Raw genomic sequence first — 13,959 nt, 5'->3', positions numbered from 1 at the left:
GCGGTCATGCACGCCGTAGTCGTTTCACACTTCGGGGATCCCGAGGTTCTCGAACTCACCGAGTTGCCCGACCCGGTCCCCGGGCCCGGCCAGGTGGCGATCGACGTCACTCACGCCGCTGTCGGTCTGATCGACGCCTACATCCGCAAGGGCCTGTACAAGGACGAGGCAAGCCTGCCGCAGCCGCCGTACGTTCCCGGTCTGGAAGTCGCCGGTACCGTCCGCGCCCTGGGCGAGGGCGTGCGGGACTTCCGGGTCGGCGAGCCGGTGGTGACCCTGTCCGGCACCGGACCCGAGGGAGGCTACGCCTCGGTCGCCGTGGTGGACGCGAGGATGACGGTCAGCCTGGAGGGCTCCGGGGTCGATCCGGCGCTCGCGGTCGCCGCGCTGCCCAACGCCGCCACCGCCTATCTGGCACTCACCGCGGTGGCGCACCTCCAGCAGGGCGAGCGCGTCCTGGTGCATGGGGCTCTGGGCGGGCTGGCGTCGGGCTTCCCCGGCGTGGCACGCATCCTGGGCGCCACCAACGTGGTGGGCACCGTGCTGCGCGGTCAACTGGACGAGGCGCGCGCCTCGGCGCTGCCGTACGACGACATCGTGGCCGGCGAGGATCTGGCCGAGGCGGTCGGTGACCAGCGCTTCGACGTCGTGGTCGATCCGGTCGGCGGGAAGCTCCGTACGCAGACCCTGCCGGTGATGGCACCCATGGGCCGGATGCTGCTGGTCGGCAACGCCAGCGGCGACTGGCAGCACACCGTGGAGACCAACGCCCTGTGGGGTGGCAACCTCGCCATGCTCGGCTTCGCGGTCGGTTTCTATCTGCCGGCTCACCCGGAACTCGGCCACCCCGCCGGGCAGGCCGGTCTGCAGGCCGTGAGCCAGGGCCTGGCCACCGTCCACACCGAGACCATGCCCCTGGCCCAGGCCGCCGAGGCGCACCGCCGCGTCGAGAGCGGAACGGTGGGCGGCCGGCTCGTGCTGACCGTCTGACCACGCGCCGTGGGCATCACACCCCGCCCGCGGCGGGTGCCCGCACCCCGGGATCCCGGCCCACCGCTGTACGGCGTGCGGCACCCCGACACCCGTGGCACGTCCGCGACTTCACCTACTCACTCACTCCGGGTCCTGCGCCCGGTGTCCCGCAAAGGATGATCACGTTGAAGGTTCTCAATCGTCAGTTCGTCAACGGCCGTGTGCGTGCGTCACACGGCCAGGACACACAGGTGGTGACCAGTGCCATCACCGGCCGGCAGATCGCCGAGGGGGTGCTGGGCGACGCCACCGACGCCGACGAGGCGGTAGAGGCCGCCAAGCGAGCGTTTCCCGCCTGGTCGGCCACCACGCTGGACGAGCGCCGGGATTACCTGCAGAAGCTGGCCGACTCCTTCGAGGCCCACCGTGAGGACATGATCGCCTCTCTGGTCGAGGAGTTCGGCACCACCACGGCGACCGCCGGTTACATCGTCGGCCAGTCCCGCGACTGGTTCGTGTTCGCGCAGAAGCTCCTGTCCGAGGAGACCTTCAGCGAGCGGATCGGCCGGGCCACGGTGCACAAGGTGCCGGTCGGCGTGGCCGTCCTGATCACCCCGTGGAACGGGGCCAGCTGGTTCATCGCGATGAAGGCGAGCGTCGCCCTCGCGGCCGGCTGCACGGTCGTGATCAAGCCGAGTGAGCGCGGGTTCTGGCAGGCCCAGGCCGTTCTCGACGCGTTCGCCGACGCCGGTCTGCCCGACGGTGTGGTCAACATCGTGTTCGGCAAGGGCGACCCGGTCGGCAACGTCCTCACCTCGCACCCGGACGTCGCCAAGGTGTCGGTCACCGGCTCGACGGCGACCGGGAAGATCATCGCCCACAACGGCGTGGACACCATGAAGCGGGTCACCCTGGAGCTGGGCGGCAAGTCGCCGACGATCATCCTGGACGACGCCGACCTGTCCCAGGCGGTGCCCTTCGCTGTGCAGGCGGGGCTGTTCAACAACGGGCAGGCCTGCATCGCCGGCACCCGGATCCTCGTTCCGCTCAGCCGCGAGCAGGAGTTCAAGGCCGCACTGGCCGAAGCCGTCGGCGCGCTGAAGGTCGGCGATCCCCGTGAGCCCTCGACAGTCGTCGGCCCGGTCCTGGACCGGGACCAGTACGAAAGGGTGCAGCACTACATCCGGGTGGGTGTCGAGCAGGGCGGTGAGGTCCTGGCCGGCGGTCTCGGCCACCCCGAGGGCCTGGAGACGGGCAACTACGTCAAGCCCACGCTGCTGACCGCGACCAACGACCGCACTCTCGCTCAGGAGGAGGTCTTCGGCCCGGTGCTGGCCGTGATCACCTATCGCGACGAGGACGAGGCCGTGGCGATCGCCAACGACAGCCCGTACGGGCTGCACGCCTACATCACCACCGGCGACAGCGAGCGCGGACAGGCTCTGGCGCGCCGCCTGGAAGCCGGACGCGTGATGGTCAACGAGATCATCGACGCCCCCGACGTTCCCTTCGGCGGCTTCAAGCAATCGGGTCTGGGCCGGGAGTTCGGCAGCTACGGACTGGCGGCCTACCTGGAAACGCAGGCCGTCTTCGCCTGACCGTCCCGCGGGTTTTGGACGCGGTGGTGCCGAGGGCGGTCCGCACACGGCGGGCTTCCTGTCGGTCCGGCACCACCGGCGGTCGTGGCCGGCCCACGGGGGTCCTCTGCCGAAGCGGTGCTTCGCGAGAGGGCCGGCCGCGGCAGGAGGGCCTCACCGTGTGCGGAGCGTGGCGATCGCCGTGCGGATGAGGAACGTCTCCGCACGTTCCCATGGCCACCCGTTCTCCACCACCAGGGTGCGCCAGCCGTTGGGGCCGAACCAGAACCACAGGAGGTCCGCCGTCTCCTCCACCGGACACGGGAGCGGCGGCGTCAGGGTGTGCAGATGGTGCGCGGTGGCGCGGAGCGCGTCGCGGTAGTCCGCGGTGGCGCGCTCCCACAGGGAATCGCCGTCCTCATGGGACGGCAGCGCCTTGTGGATCGCCTCGTGCACCGTGAACTGGCCCTCGTTGCCCGTCCGGGTGCCGTGGGCCACCATCCTCAGCACCGACTCGGGGTCCTGCTCGGCGAGTACGTACTGCATGGACTGTTCGTAACCGGAGGCGCGCACGGCAGTGTCGACGATCTCGTTCAGGATGTCGCTCTTGCTGCCGGCGCTGGCGAAGACGGTCTTCGCGGAGACGCCGGCCGCGGCCGCGATGTCCGCGACGGTCACCCGTCCGTAGCCGTGCTGGGCGAACAACCCGGTCGCAGCCTGGAGGATCAGCGCGCGCGTCTGCGCGGCAGCCTGCTCTCGCCGGGGTGAGACATACGTGCGCTTGGTGGGCATGGGCGCCAGTGTAACCGACATGATTACGCCTTGGCCCTATTCAATAGGTGATGTATAACTTCAATGGTGAACCCGGGCCGTGAACAAGGCTTTTCGGGAGTGGCCGAATGCCGTACATGGCGGATCGCCGCGTACGCGAGAGGAATGAACACCATGGGAATGGACGCCAAGGACATGGCCCGCGGCCTCTTCGAGGTCCTGGAGACCGGGGACGCGGCACTGGCCGCGGAAGTCGTGCACGACGACTTCACCAACCGCGAGGCGGCTGTCTCACCCGCGGCCTGCTCGATCCCGGGCCCGGCCGGAGTGCTGGCGTCCGGCGTGTGGATGCGCTCGGCCTTCACCGATCTGCGATTCCCCGTCACCGACCTGGCCCACGAAGGCGATCAGGTGTGGGTTCGGCTGCGCATGCAGGGCCGGCACACCGGCCCCTTCGTCCGCTACCGCGACGGCGCCCTCGACCAGGCGATCCCGCCCACCGGAGCCGAGATCGACTTCGAGCAGATACATGTGCTCAGCCTGCGGGACGGCAAGGTGGTGCGGCACGAGGCGGTACGCGACGACATCACGATGCTGGGACAACTCGGCGTCTTCCCTCCCGGTCCCGGCGCCCTGCGCATCCTTGCCTGGAAGGTGACCGGGCGGGCCGGCCGCGCCGCCGCCCGGACCGCCGAGGCGGCCGGGCGGGCGGCGGCCGTGCACCGGCACACGCCCAGGCTGAGCTGAACCCCGCTCTCCACCAGGTCTCCTGACGCCGGAGAGCAAAACGACGTGTCCGGCGTGAACCCGACCCCGCAACACCGGGGCGGCATGTACACCTTTCCGATCCGTCAGCGGAGGAACAATGAGCAAGCCACTCAAGGACACGGTCGCCCTCGTTACCGGTGCGAGCAGCGGCATCGGCGAGGCGACCGCCCGGACCCTGGCGATCGGGGGTGCCTCGGTCGCACTGGTCGCCCGCCGCGGCGATCGCCTCAAGACGCTGGCGGAGGAGTTGCGGACGCACGGTATGACCCCGCTCGTGCTGGAGACCGACATCACCGACAGGGAGCAGGCTGCGGCCGCCGTGGAGCGCACGGTCGTCGCGTTCGGCCGGCTGGACACGGTGGTCAACAACGCGGGGCTCGGACTCCTCGGTCCGGCCGTCGGGGCGCCCTTCGAGGAGTGGGAGCGGATGCTCTCGGTCAACGTCCAGGGCCTGTTGCACATCACCTGGGCCGCCCTGCCGCATCTGATCCGTGCCGCGGAGCGGTCCCCGCGCCGGGTCGCCGACCTCGTGACGATCAGCTCCACCGCCGGCCGGGTCGCCCGGTCCGGCTCGGCCGTCTACAGCCTCACCAAATTCGGTGTGAACGCGTTCTCCGAGTCGCTGCGCCAGGAGTTGCAGCCCAAGAGGGTGCGGGTCGGAATCGTCGGACCCGGCCGGGTGGACACCGAAGCGCCCCTGCACCTGCGCGACGGCGTGCGTGAGGAGGCCGCACGGCAGACCGAGGGCCTGGAGCTGCTGCGTCCGCAGGACATCGCCGACGCCGTGGACTACATGGTCACCCGGGACCGCCGCGTGGCGGTCAACGAAATGCTCGTCCGCGCGGCCGAGCAGCCGTGGTGAGGCACCCGTCGCTGCTGGACCTTCTGCCGTGACCCGCACGGGTGCGACGCCGGAACACGGCGGTCGTGGTGGGCAACTAGGCAAGTGGTCTTTTCGGGCCGGGTACAGCGTGACTCGACCGCAGGCGTCGCGGCGCCACTGTGTCCGCCGGATCAGAGGAGTCAATCATGGGCTGGACCGTCATGGGAGCAGCCGAACCGGGCGAGGACGGGCAGTATGTGCTCGCCGGATACATTAAACATGTACCCGCCCTGTACACATACGTGTGTCGTCTGACAGGTGGCGACCGGTACTGGGCCGAAGACGTGGTCCAGGAGACCCTGCTGCGCTGCTGGACGAAGTACAGACACCGGGAAGGCGGGTTGCTGCGGCCCTGGCTGTTCACCGTGGCCCGCAACCTGGTCATCGACGACTACCGCAGGAACACGGCCCGGCCCCAGGAGGTCGACGTGGTCACGCGGCTGGATCAGAAGGCCTGCGAGCGCGACGACATCGAACGCATGCTGACCTCGCTCGTCGTCGCCGAATCCCTCCAGACCCTGTCACCCGGACAACGGGAGACGCTGCGCGAGACCTACCTGCTCGGCAAGTCGATAGAGGAGACCGCACGCACCCTCGGCATCCCCGTGGGCACCGCCAAGTCCCGCATCCACTACGGGCTGCGTGCTCTTCGCCTCGCTCTGCAGGAACGGGGCCTCTCACCCCGGCAGGTGCTGCCCGCAGCCGCTTGAGCGAGTGGCTTCAGCCGCCTGAGCTGAACTGTTCTTCGAAGGCCCGGTCCGCTGCCCGCGCTGCCACTCGCCCGGGACGCGCAGAGGCGACCGCACGATGGTGACGCGTGGACGGGCACGCGGGTTTCGGTGCGCGGCCCGAGGACGGGAACTCCCTCGCGGGCGCCACACGGACCTGACCTGACCGTGGCGGGATGTCGAAGGGGCCCCGGCCGCTGCTTTTGCGCAGTAGCGGCCGGGGCCCCTTCGACATCCCGGCGGCGACGCCGATCAGCCGAAGAACTTCACCAGCTCGTCGGCGAGAGCCCGCGGGTTCTCCTCCGCGATGTAGTGACCGCTGTCCTCGATGACGGAGAACCGGATGTCGGAGGCCTTGCCCGCCATCGACTCCCGGACGACACCGATGTGCTGTGCGCCGATTCCGAGAACGGGCATGTCCAGCGGGGGATAGGACTCGTTGTCGGCCAGGTCCTGGTGGAAGGTGCGGTACAACGCGAAGGCCGCGTGCACCGCGTCCGCTTCGTTGTACGCCGCGGTGTACAGGGCTCGGCTCTCCTCGCTGATCCGCTCCGGGTGGAGCGCGAGATGCTCGGCCGTCCAGTCGATGATGTGACGGAACCGCCCGGTAAGAAGTTTCTGAGGCAGATCGTCGATCTGGCTCAGCGGATACCAGAATGCGTTGGGCTCACCCGGCTTCGGGAAGGGACTGATGACATCCAGGAAGATCTGCGAGAAGGGTCCGCCCTCCCACAGCGCGAGTTTCCTGGTGGCGTCCGGGTAGTTCGCGGCGAAGGCGTAGGCCACCATGGCGCCGACGTCACCTCCGGCCAAGTTGACCTGCTCGTGTCCCAGCTCGTGAACGAGCTGGTGGAGGTCCTTCGCCATGTTCTTCTTGTCGTAGCCGTCCTTGGGCTTGTCCGACTGGCCCATCCCCCGGTAGTCCACGGCGATGACCCGGAAGCGCTCGGCGAGCAGTGGCATGATCTTGTGGAGCCCGTGCGATGTCCGGGGCCACCCGTCCATGATGACCAGCGGTGCCCCGTCGCCTCCGGCCTTGTAGTGCAACCGGGTTCCGTTGACCTCGGCGTAGCCGTCCTCGAATCCATCGAGCATCGTTGAACCTCTTGTCCGGTGGGAGCGTGTCGTGAAGGTGGTCGTACAGGGAGGTATGACGGGACGCCAGGCCGTGTCGGTGGCGTCCGGGTGTGCCGCGTCCGGTGCGCCGGCTTTGCCTGGGTACGGGGCACTCCCCGTACCGGCGTCATCGGCCGGTACGGGGAGCGTCGGGGCCCGTGGGGTCTCGGTCAGCTGGCGCGCAGCGGTGCGAGGGCCTTGCTCCAGGCGACGACCTGGTCCAGCGTGCCGGCGAGGGCGCCGGCCTGGGCGTCGACAGGCTTGAAGAGGGCGAAGTTCTCGAAGTCGCTGAAGAAGGAGAGCGCCACCTGGGCGCGGACGTCGGCCATCTGGAGTTCGCCGGCGATCAGGCGCAGGTGTTCCACGGCGCGGGTGCCGCCGGTGGCGCCGTAGCTGACGAAGCCGACGGCCTTGTTGACCCATTCTGCGGCCAGGAAGTCGATGGCGTTCTTCAGCGCGCCGGGCACCGAGTGGTTGTACTCGGGCGTCACGATCACGAAGCCGTCGAAGGAGGCGATCTTGGCGGCCCACTCGTGGGTGTGCGGCTGGCTGTACTTGCCCATGGCCGGCGGGTACGGCTCGTCCAGCAGCGGCAGCTTGTAGTCCAGCAGGTCCACGAGCTCGTACGTGGCGTCGGTGCGGTGCGTGGCCTGTTCGAGCACCCAGTGCGCCACGGACTCGCCGAGGCGGCCGGGGCGCGTGCTGCCGAGGATGATGCCGATCTTCGTCATATTTCATACCTTCACTGGATAGATACTTGCCGAGTCAAGTAAAACGGCCTGAATGTTGCGGCTCGAATACTTGATGAGTCAAGTAGATTGCCTTGTGCTTGACTTGTCAAGGAGATAGGGTGCGGGCATGGCCGAGGAACAGCCGCTGCGCCCCATGGATGCCGCCGAGGAAGCGCTCGTACGCGTACTGGGCGATGTCATGATGGCGCTGCCCCGCGCCGTCGACGCGGACATGGTGCGTGACGCCGGACTGCGGCTTTCCGAGTACAGCGCGCTTCAGTTCCTGTCCGAGGCTCCTGAGGGCCGGATGCGGATGAGTGAAATCGCCGTACCCTGCAACCTCAGCCTCAGCGGGATGACCCGTGTCGTCAGCCGTCTTGAGAAGCAGGGGTTCGTCGAGCGGGTCCGCTGTACCGAGGACCTGCGCGGCTGGAATGTCGTCCTCACCGCGACTGGCCTCGCCCGCCTGAAGGAGGCCTGGCCCGCCAATCTGGCCAGTGTGCGGCGGCACATGCTCGACAACCTCGCCGGCCATGACCTCGCTCAGCTCACCACCGGACTCAGGCGTATCGCGAGGGCGTCCGGTGGGCGCAGGAACCCCTGACTCCCGCAGGCCGGGGGAAGGTCCGCCGGGTGGATGACCACCGACCTTCCGGGTGACCCGACAGGCTCTGAGGCGCCGCGCGGACGCCCGACCGGCCGCCGGCCTTGTCCCGGCCCGAGGGGTCAGGAGTCTTCGGGCAGCAGCGTGTTGCCGTAGAGCTCGATCAGTTCGCCGACCCGTGTATAACGCTCCGGGCTCCAGGGCTCCGGCGTCTTGCCGGGTACGACGTCGTCACCGGTCTCCAGGAAGAACCCTTCCTGCCCGCCCGGGGTGAAGAGGAACAGCAGCTCGGCACTCGTCGCGCCCGTGTTCTTGAAGCGGTGCCGGTTGCCGCGGGGGATGAAGACGAAGTCCCCCGCATCGGCGGTGAAGACCTGGTCGCCGTTGAGGAACTCCAGTTCCCCCGACAGGAGGTAGAACGCCTCGTCCTCCTTGGCGTGTGCGTGTGCCTCCGGTCCGCCGCCCGGAGGAATCGTACCGGTGACGAACCCGAGGGAACCGCCTGTCTGTCCCGCCGTCACCTTGATCGTGTATTCGTCGCCCGCGTTCCACTTGACCGTTCCCTCGGCCTTGCGGACGTACACGCCGTCGTGTCTGGTCCAGCGAGGATCCGTCTTGTCCGGGATGTTGAAGGGCAGAGTCATGACCGCTCCCGTCACATGGAGACTTAGTTAGATACGTATCAAACAGTAGGGGGTGTTCTCAGGTATGTCAAAGGAGGTTCGGGGTCCGTGCCGGTCCGGGTGCGTCAGCGACGCGGCCGGACCGTGCGGCCTGGCCTTCGACCGCGCACGGACCGCCTGCCGGTATCGGCTGGATCACACCCGGCAGCCGGGGTGCGGGGGTGTGGGCCTGCGAGAGGACGGTGAACCTTCTCGCCCCTTCACACGTTCTACCGAGTGAGGCCACCCAGATTGCCGGGTGGCGAGTGGGAGACCGTGGACGCCTTCACGCCCGGCCCCTCTTGACCCGATGTTCATGCTGGTCGTCGGCTCGTGTCCGGTCAGGTGCCGAGGTTGGGCGCGGACCGTGGGCAGTCGACCGACCCCGCACCCGGCCGTAGGCCTTGCGGCGCATGTCTCCCCAGTCCTCCCAAACAGGGGCTTCGGGACACGGGGAAGGGGGCGGACAACGGGCGTCCGGGTCGCCGTTCCGTCAAGAAGGAGCCGGCGGCGCGAGAGCGCCGTCGAAGCCGGTAGGAGAAGTACGACCATGGCACGTAGCGGGATCCTGTCCCCCCGCCGAAACACGTACCGCGCGCCGGACCCGCACCCGTCCGGCGCGCGGCCCCCGAAGATCCCCGGCCAACTGATGCCCCAGCACGTCGCCATCGTCATGGACGGCAACGGACGGTGGGCCAAGGAACGCGGCCTTCCGCGCACCGAGGGGCACAAGGTGGGCGAGAGCGTCGTGCTCGACGTACTCAAGGGCTGCCTGGAGATCGGCGTGCAAAACCTCTCGCTGTACGCCTTCTCCACCGAGAACTGGAAGCGCTCGCCGGACGAGGTGCGCTTCCTGATGAACTTCAACCGGGACGTGATCCGCCGTCGCCGCGACGAGATGGACGCACTCGGCATTCGCATCCGCTGGGTCGGCCGGATGCCGAGGATGTGGAAGTCCGTCGTCCAGGAACTGCGGATCGCCCAGGAACAGACCGCCCGGAACAACGCGATGACGCTGTACTTCTGCGTCAACTACGGCGGCCGCGCGGAGATCGCGGACGCCGCACAGGCCATCGCCCGGGACGTGGCGTCCGGCAGGCTCGACCCGTCGAAGGTCAACGAGAAGACGTTCGCGAAGTACCTGTACTACCCGGACATGCCGGACGTGGATCTCCTCGTCCGGCCCAGTGGTGAGCAGCGTACGTCCAACTACCTGATGTGGCAGAGCAGCTACGCGGAGATGGTGTTCCAGGACGTGCTGTGGCCGGACTTCGACCGTCGTGACCTGTGGCGGGCGTGCCTGGAGTACGCCTCCCGCGACCGGCGGTTCGGCGGGGCCCTCCCTGACGAGAAGCCGGCTGAGAACTGAGGACGCGCGGGAACGTCCGACAGTCGGGTCCGTCGTCCCCGCGCGGATGCCGATGGCCCGCATTCTGACCGCCCACCGGACCTCGCGCCCTGTGGGCGGACCCAGGCTACGCTCTTCGAGTATCTGCGGATGATCGCCATCGCGTGGCTGTTCCTTGACAACGTCGCCCACATCCAGGGCTCGTGGCTGACCACGGGCAAGGCGGCCGGCCAGATGTCCCCGCACTACGGCGCCGATGATCTCGGCTCGATCATGCTGGAAGAAAACGTCGTGCCGTCGGCAGGAGCCAGGCACCGCTCCCACCGGAGTGAGATCACCGACCTGATCCGTCAGGCGGGCAGGGTACCGGCCCAGCGGACGACGACGTACGAACACATCGCCGTACACCTCGACCCGGCGGGCGACCCGGTCGACTACCGGGTCGCCTCGCACACCTCCTCGACCGCGATCGAGGGCGGGACGGCGCATCCGGAACTGAGGATCACGAGTTCCGATTGATGTGCTGGACGACTGGGACGCTTCGCTGGTCCGCGACCCGCTCCAGCAGCGCTACCGCCGCTGTCTGTGCCGAAGTGCCCCGTGCCGACGCGTCCCCGGTGTCGTCCGGCGTGCCGGGGTGCTCTGCCGCCGAGGCGTGTTCGAGCAGACAGGCCAGCAGGCTCGCGAGTCGGCCACCACCCGCGTAGGTCAGTTCCATGCTGCCTTCCCACAGCGCGTCGCTCACGTGGCGGAAGGACAGCACTCCGATGTCCGCCGACGCCAGGGCCAGGCGTCGGGCCAGACTGATCTCCAGCGGGCCGGGGATCCAGTCACCGCCGCGCAGGTCCTGGTCGAGCCTGCCGAGAAGTTCTGTCAGCCGGTGCTCGGCAGGGAGGGACGGATTCGCGGACACGGCTGGTGAGAATGAGGATTCGTGCATGACTCTCTGTCGTCCTTGCTTGATCGGGTATCAGAAGGCGTCCCCGGGGCTCGGGCCCGGGAACACCGGGGCTCCGACGCAGCCGACACGTCCGGCCGGAAAACCGGCGCGACGGGCTTCAGGCAGGTGCGCGCCGCGGAGAGTCCGCGCGCGATGTCACCCCCGGCTTTCATCGACATGCTGCCGGTGCGACAAGGTGTCCATAAGGCCCGTACTGCGAGTCGGCCTGCCATACGTATCTTAAGGCATCGTTCTCGGCGCCCGTGCCCGCCGCGGCTTCCGTCACATCCGCCCGAAGGCCGGCTGACCAGCCGGGCTCAGCGGCTTTCCCGCCCCGGCCCGGGACATCCACGGGGCCGCAGGGATCCCGGCCCACCCGAGGTCACGACGTGGGCACACCTCGTGGGACAAAGCCTGGCGAGACGGTGGACGAACAGGGCAACCACTTCGAAGCCCGCTGCACACATCAGAGATCAAGACAGGTATCTCGTGTTTCTGTGACGCCCGGCTGGGTGTGCGCCGGGTTCACCGGGTCGGCAGGGATCGCCGGGTCCGGTGACCGGTGCCCAAGACTGTTCCGAAACAGGACCTCGCCGATGGCGACGTGGCCGAGTTGGACACGGCGGTACTTCGACGTGAGCGGTTCGTCGCCCGGCCCGATCGTGTCGATGGTCGGCGCGTGGACGCTCAAGTTTCCCCTCCCCGGCTCCGGTTCGGACGTGCGTGGTGTGGGTTTTCTGCGGCGGCGCCGCTCACGCCGCCGAGCCCCGCGGACGCCGCTCGGCGGCACCTGACCGACGGGGGCCTCGGACACACTGTCCGCCGGCTGGACCGCCCGCTGCCGGGGCCGTTCGCCGGGACGCATTCAGCCGCGGCGCTCGCGTGGGACGACGACGTGGCCGGGGCGCAGTTCGTGTCCGTCCTGGCTGGTCGGCCTCATTCATGCGATCGGTTTACCGGTCGCCCTGTCCCCGAGGGTCGGAGGGTTTTCGTCGGCGGTGAAGAGGTGGTCCTCGCCCCACTGGCGCAGCGCCGCCAGGACCAGGCGCAGCGCCTCGCCCTTCTCGGTCAGCACGTACTCCTGGTACGCGCTGCCGTCCGAGGCCGGCCGGGTCCGCAGAATGCCGTGCTCCACCAAGGTGTTGAGCCTGACAGTGAGGATGTTCTTGGCGAGCCCGAGGCTTCGGTGGAACTCGCTGAAGCGGCGAACCCCGTTCAGGGCATCACGGACGATGAGCAGGGACCACCAGTCGCCGACCTGGTCCAGGGAACGGGCCACTGGACAATCGGCGTTCGAGAACGTCTTCCTGCGCACGTCGCACACTCCCCAGGCATCGGTGCAGCCACCACTGGCTTGCTCTGACGCAGCCGCGTCGTCCACGGAGGGCGGCTACGCGATGGCTCACTCGCCTCTCCACCTTAATACTCCCGTCGGATCTCTGAATTTCGCCTGGTCAGCGACTTGGTGACGGGGTGCGTACCGGGGCGGGCGAAGGATGTGCCGGTCGGCTGTCTCCCTCACATGTGCTCGCGCCGTGTGTGAGGACGGCCCGGGGCACGGGCTTCCCAGTGCCGACCGGTCATCCGGTGAAGACCCGTGATCACGGCCTCGTCGGCAAGCGGGGACTGTTCCTCAGAGCAAGAACCGCTGTGGCGACGGCCAGCGCCGCGAACGCCAGACTCGCCACTCCCAGCACCGTCCAGGTGACCGGCCGCCAGGCGGGCACGTCGGCACCGTGTACCCAACGGATGACGAAGTTGGCGGTCGCGGCGACGGGGAAGGAGTAGATCCAGAAACCGGTGTGGAACGAGTGCTGTCGCAGATGGGGCAGCAGGAACACGACGATGAGAAGGGTGAAGGCGATCAGACCGGCGAAGCCGTTTCCGATGGCGTCGACCGGGCCGGGGTGTGCGGCCGCCCAGGCCAGACCGCCCACGGTCGGTGGGATGCCGAGCACGGTGAGAGTGGGGCGGGCCGGTACGGGCAGCGCGGGATTGGCCACCAGGCTGCCGAGGATGACCGTACCGAAGGCCAGCCAGTACAGCAGTCCGATGGCGAAGGCGCCGTCCGCGACATCGGGAAGCCCCAGCGTGGTCGCGGCGATGCTGGCGATGAACGGTCCCGACGACACCGGCAGCAGATAGCCCGGGTGGAGGGGGGAGGAACTGAGCGTTCCGGTCAGCCAGTGGGCCAGCAGCCTGGCCGCCACCGCCGCGGTGACCGCGGCGAACACCGCGTACGCCCAGCGTGCGGTATCCAGTCCGAACCGGGAGAAGTGCGCGGCGAAGAGCATGCCGACGATGGGGACATAGGCGAGTGCGAAGCCCTGCCCCGGATGCCGCAGATCGTGTTTCAGGTTCGACCAGCGTGCTCCGCCGTGGCGGACGTACTCGGCCAGCAGCACGAGCCACACCAGCCCGCTGACCGCGAACAGTCCGTCGCTGACCCCGAGGGGAGCGGACACGCTCACCGTCGCGGACTGCCACGCGCCGCCGAGTCCGGCGGAGCCGAGCGAGACGGAGAGCAGCCCTATGCGTTCGGCCCGCCGCACCCGCCGTAGACCGTCCTCCTCCGGGTCTGCGGTGGTCCCGGGTGGTGTGCCGGCCGGGTGTGTGTCCGCCGGCGCGTTCCTACTGGTCAGTGACTTCATGACAGAACCTCCTCGGAGTTGGAGGCCGTGCGGCCTCCAAGGGCTGGACGACGACCGCGCCCCACCGGCTTCTTCGGGGGAGGGGCGAGCCATGGGCCGACAGCCGCCGGGTCCGTCTGCGACGACCAGGACACGGCTGGCCCTGTGGGCTGCCGTTTCGGTCGCAGTCGGCGAACTGCCGTACCGGGCAGAGCAGAACACCGCGGCG

General features: G+C 68.8%; 14 protein-coding genes and 2 pseudogenes. 8 read left to right on the top strand and 8 right to left on the bottom strand.

From position 1 onward, the window contains the following. The first annotated feature begins 6 nt into the window (after positions 1-6). Positions 7-990 (top strand): zinc-binding alcohol dehydrogenase family protein, encoded by a 984-nt coding sequence (locus tag ACFVUT_RS22520; protein ID WP_389653633.1) that lies wholly within the window; start codon positions 7-9, stop codon positions 988-990. A gap of 167 nt (positions 991-1,157) precedes the next feature. Further along, positions 1,158-2,570, top strand: coding sequence for an aldehyde dehydrogenase family protein (locus ACFVUT_RS22515; RefSeq protein ID WP_389653630.1), 1,413 nt, complete (start codon positions 1,158-1,160; stop codon positions 2,568-2,570). A 153-nt stretch (positions 2,571-2,723) separates the two neighbouring features. Here ACFVUT_RS22515 and ACFVUT_RS22510 read toward each other — a convergent pair whose 3' ends face one another. Further along, positions 2,724-3,341, bottom strand: a complete 618-nt coding sequence (locus ACFVUT_RS22510) for a TetR/AcrR family transcriptional regulator (protein WP_389653628.1) — start codon at positions 3,339-3,341, stop codon at positions 2,724-2,726. Positions 3,342-3,485: 144 nt separating this feature from the next. On the opposite strand from ACFVUT_RS22510, the gene ACFVUT_RS22505 reads away from it, so the two are divergent. The 3 genes from ACFVUT_RS22505 to ACFVUT_RS22495 all read left to right on the top strand — a co-directional run bounded on the left by ACFVUT_RS22505 (position 3,486) and on the right by ACFVUT_RS22495 (position 5,681). Next, the gene (locus ACFVUT_RS22505) at positions 3,486-4,067 is read left to right on the top strand and encodes an ester cyclase (protein ID WP_389653624.1); all 582 of its coding nucleotides are present in this window, start codon (positions 3,486-3,488) and stop codon (positions 4,065-4,067) included. A gap of 118 nt (positions 4,068-4,185) precedes the next feature. Continuing rightward, positions 4,186-4,950: an SDR family NAD(P)-dependent oxidoreductase gene (locus tag ACFVUT_RS22500; RefSeq protein ID WP_389653621.1), complete on the top strand. Its 765-nt coding sequence runs from the start codon at positions 4,186-4,188 to the stop codon at positions 4,948-4,950. A 167-nt stretch (positions 4,951-5,117) separates the two neighbouring features. Beyond that, complete coding sequence (locus tag ACFVUT_RS22495; RefSeq protein WP_389653618.1) at positions 5,118-5,681, top strand: sigma-70 family RNA polymerase sigma factor; 564 nt, start codon at positions 5,118-5,120, stop codon at positions 5,679-5,681. Positions 5,682-5,951: 270 nt separating this feature from the next. Here ACFVUT_RS22495 and ACFVUT_RS22490 read toward each other — a convergent pair whose 3' ends face one another. Beyond that, a complete protein-coding gene (locus ACFVUT_RS22490; protein WP_389653615.1) occupies positions 5,952-6,794 on the bottom strand; it encodes an alpha/beta fold hydrolase in 843 nt (280 codons plus the stop codon). Positions 6,795-6,985: 191 nt separating this feature from the next. Beyond that, positions 6,986-7,546: an NADPH-dependent FMN reductase gene (locus ACFVUT_RS22485; RefSeq protein WP_389653612.1), complete on the bottom strand. Its 561-nt coding sequence runs from the start codon at positions 7,544-7,546 to the stop codon at positions 6,986-6,988. Positions 7,547-7,673: 127 nt separating this feature from the next. Between ACFVUT_RS22485 and ACFVUT_RS22480 the strand changes: the two genes are divergently transcribed. Then, complete coding sequence (locus ACFVUT_RS22480) at positions 7,674-8,150, top strand: MarR family winged helix-turn-helix transcriptional regulator (protein ID WP_389653610.1); 477 nt, start codon at positions 7,674-7,676, stop codon at positions 8,148-8,150. A 122-nt stretch (positions 8,151-8,272) separates the two neighbouring features. Here ACFVUT_RS22480 and ACFVUT_RS22475 read toward each other — a convergent pair whose 3' ends face one another. Next, positions 8,273-8,794, bottom strand: a complete 522-nt coding sequence (locus ACFVUT_RS22475) for a cupin domain-containing protein (protein ID WP_389653607.1) — start codon at positions 8,792-8,794, stop codon at positions 8,273-8,275. A 568-nt stretch (positions 8,795-9,362) separates the two neighbouring features. On the opposite strand from ACFVUT_RS22475, the gene ACFVUT_RS22470 reads away from it, so the two are divergent. Next, positions 9,363-10,181, top strand: coding sequence for an isoprenyl transferase (locus ACFVUT_RS22470; RefSeq protein WP_389653605.1), 819 nt, complete (start codon positions 9,363-9,365; stop codon positions 10,179-10,181). A gap of 90 nt (positions 10,182-10,271) precedes the next feature. Next, positions 10,272-10,679: pseudogene (locus ACFVUT_RS22465) on the top strand (dehypoxanthine futalosine cyclase); the annotation flags it as partial. Here the strand turns inward: ACFVUT_RS22465 and ACFVUT_RS22460 are convergent. The 4 genes and pseudogenes from ACFVUT_RS22460 to ACFVUT_RS22445 form a co-directional block, all read right to left on the bottom strand. After that, a complete protein-coding gene (locus ACFVUT_RS22460) occupies positions 10,663-11,100 on the bottom strand; it encodes a hypothetical protein (RefSeq protein WP_389653602.1) in 438 nt (145 codons plus the stop codon). The pseudogene ACFVUT_RS22465 and the gene ACFVUT_RS22460 sit on opposite strands and share 17 nt — an antisense overlap. Positions 11,101-11,566: 466 nt before the next feature. Continuing rightward, on the bottom strand, positions 11,567-11,791 hold the full coding sequence (locus tag ACFVUT_RS22455; protein WP_389653599.1) for a hypothetical protein: 225 nt from the start codon (positions 11,789-11,791) through the stop codon (positions 11,567-11,569). 252 nt (positions 11,792-12,043) lie between these two features. Beyond that, a pseudogene (locus ACFVUT_RS22450) lies at positions 12,044-12,415 on the bottom strand (winged helix-turn-helix transcriptional regulator); the annotation flags it as partial. 286 nt (positions 12,416-12,701) lie between these two features. Then, a complete protein-coding gene (locus tag ACFVUT_RS22445; RefSeq protein WP_389653597.1) occupies positions 12,702-13,751 on the bottom strand; it encodes a hypothetical protein in 1,050 nt (349 codons plus the stop codon). Positions 13,752-13,959 lie beyond the last annotated feature (208 nt).

The organism is Streptomyces sp. NPDC058051, assembly GCF_042885475.1.
Classification (GTDB): Bacteria; Actinomycetota; Actinomycetes; order Streptomycetales; family Streptomycetaceae; genus Streptomyces.
The sequence above is the reverse complement of the archived record's forward strand: the minus strand, read 5'-3'. Positions and strand labels throughout refer to the sequence as shown.

Excerpts from the sequence above, each read along its gene's own strand:
- ACFVUT_RS22490 (WP_389653615.1), bottom strand. The coding sequence starts at position 6,794 with ATGCTCGATGGATTCGAGGACGGCTACGCCGAGGTCAACGGAACCCGG.
- ACFVUT_RS22495 (WP_389653618.1), top strand. The coding sequence starts at position 5,118 with ATGGGCTGGACCGTCATGGGAGCAGCCGAACCGGGCGAGGACGGGCAG.
- ACFVUT_RS22480 (WP_389653610.1), top strand. The coding sequence starts at position 7,674 with ATGGCCGAGGAACAGCCGCTGCGCCCCATGGATGCCGCCGAGGAAGCG.
- ACFVUT_RS22475 (WP_389653607.1), bottom strand. The coding sequence starts at position 8,794 with ATGACTCTGCCCTTCAACATCCCGGACAAGACGGATCCTCGCTGGACC.
- ACFVUT_RS22445 (WP_389653597.1), bottom strand. The coding sequence starts at position 13,751 with ATGAAGTCACTGACCAGTAGGAACGCGCCGGCGGACACACACCCGGCC.
- ACFVUT_RS22505 (WP_389653624.1), top strand. The coding sequence starts at position 3,486 with ATGAACACCATGGGAATGGACGCCAAGGACATGGCCCGCGGCCTCTTC.
- ACFVUT_RS22510 (WP_389653628.1), bottom strand. The coding sequence starts at position 3,341 with ATGCCCACCAAGCGCACGTATGTCTCACCCCGGCGAGAGCAGGCTGCC.
- ACFVUT_RS22500 (WP_389653621.1), top strand. The coding sequence starts at position 4,186 with ATGAGCAAGCCACTCAAGGACACGGTCGCCCTCGTTACCGGTGCGAGC.
- ACFVUT_RS22460 (WP_389653602.1), bottom strand. The coding sequence starts at position 11,100 with ATGCACGAATCCTCATTCTCACCAGCCGTGTCCGCGAATCCGTCCCTC.
- ACFVUT_RS22520 (WP_389653633.1), top strand. The coding sequence starts at position 7 with ATGCACGCCGTAGTCGTTTCACACTTCGGGGATCCCGAGGTTCTCGAA.
- ACFVUT_RS22470 (WP_389653605.1), top strand. The coding sequence starts at position 9,363 with ATGGCACGTAGCGGGATCCTGTCCCCCCGCCGAAACACGTACCGCGCG.
- ACFVUT_RS22485 (WP_389653612.1), bottom strand. The coding sequence starts at position 7,546 with ATGACGAAGATCGGCATCATCCTCGGCAGCACGCGCCCCGGCCGCCTC.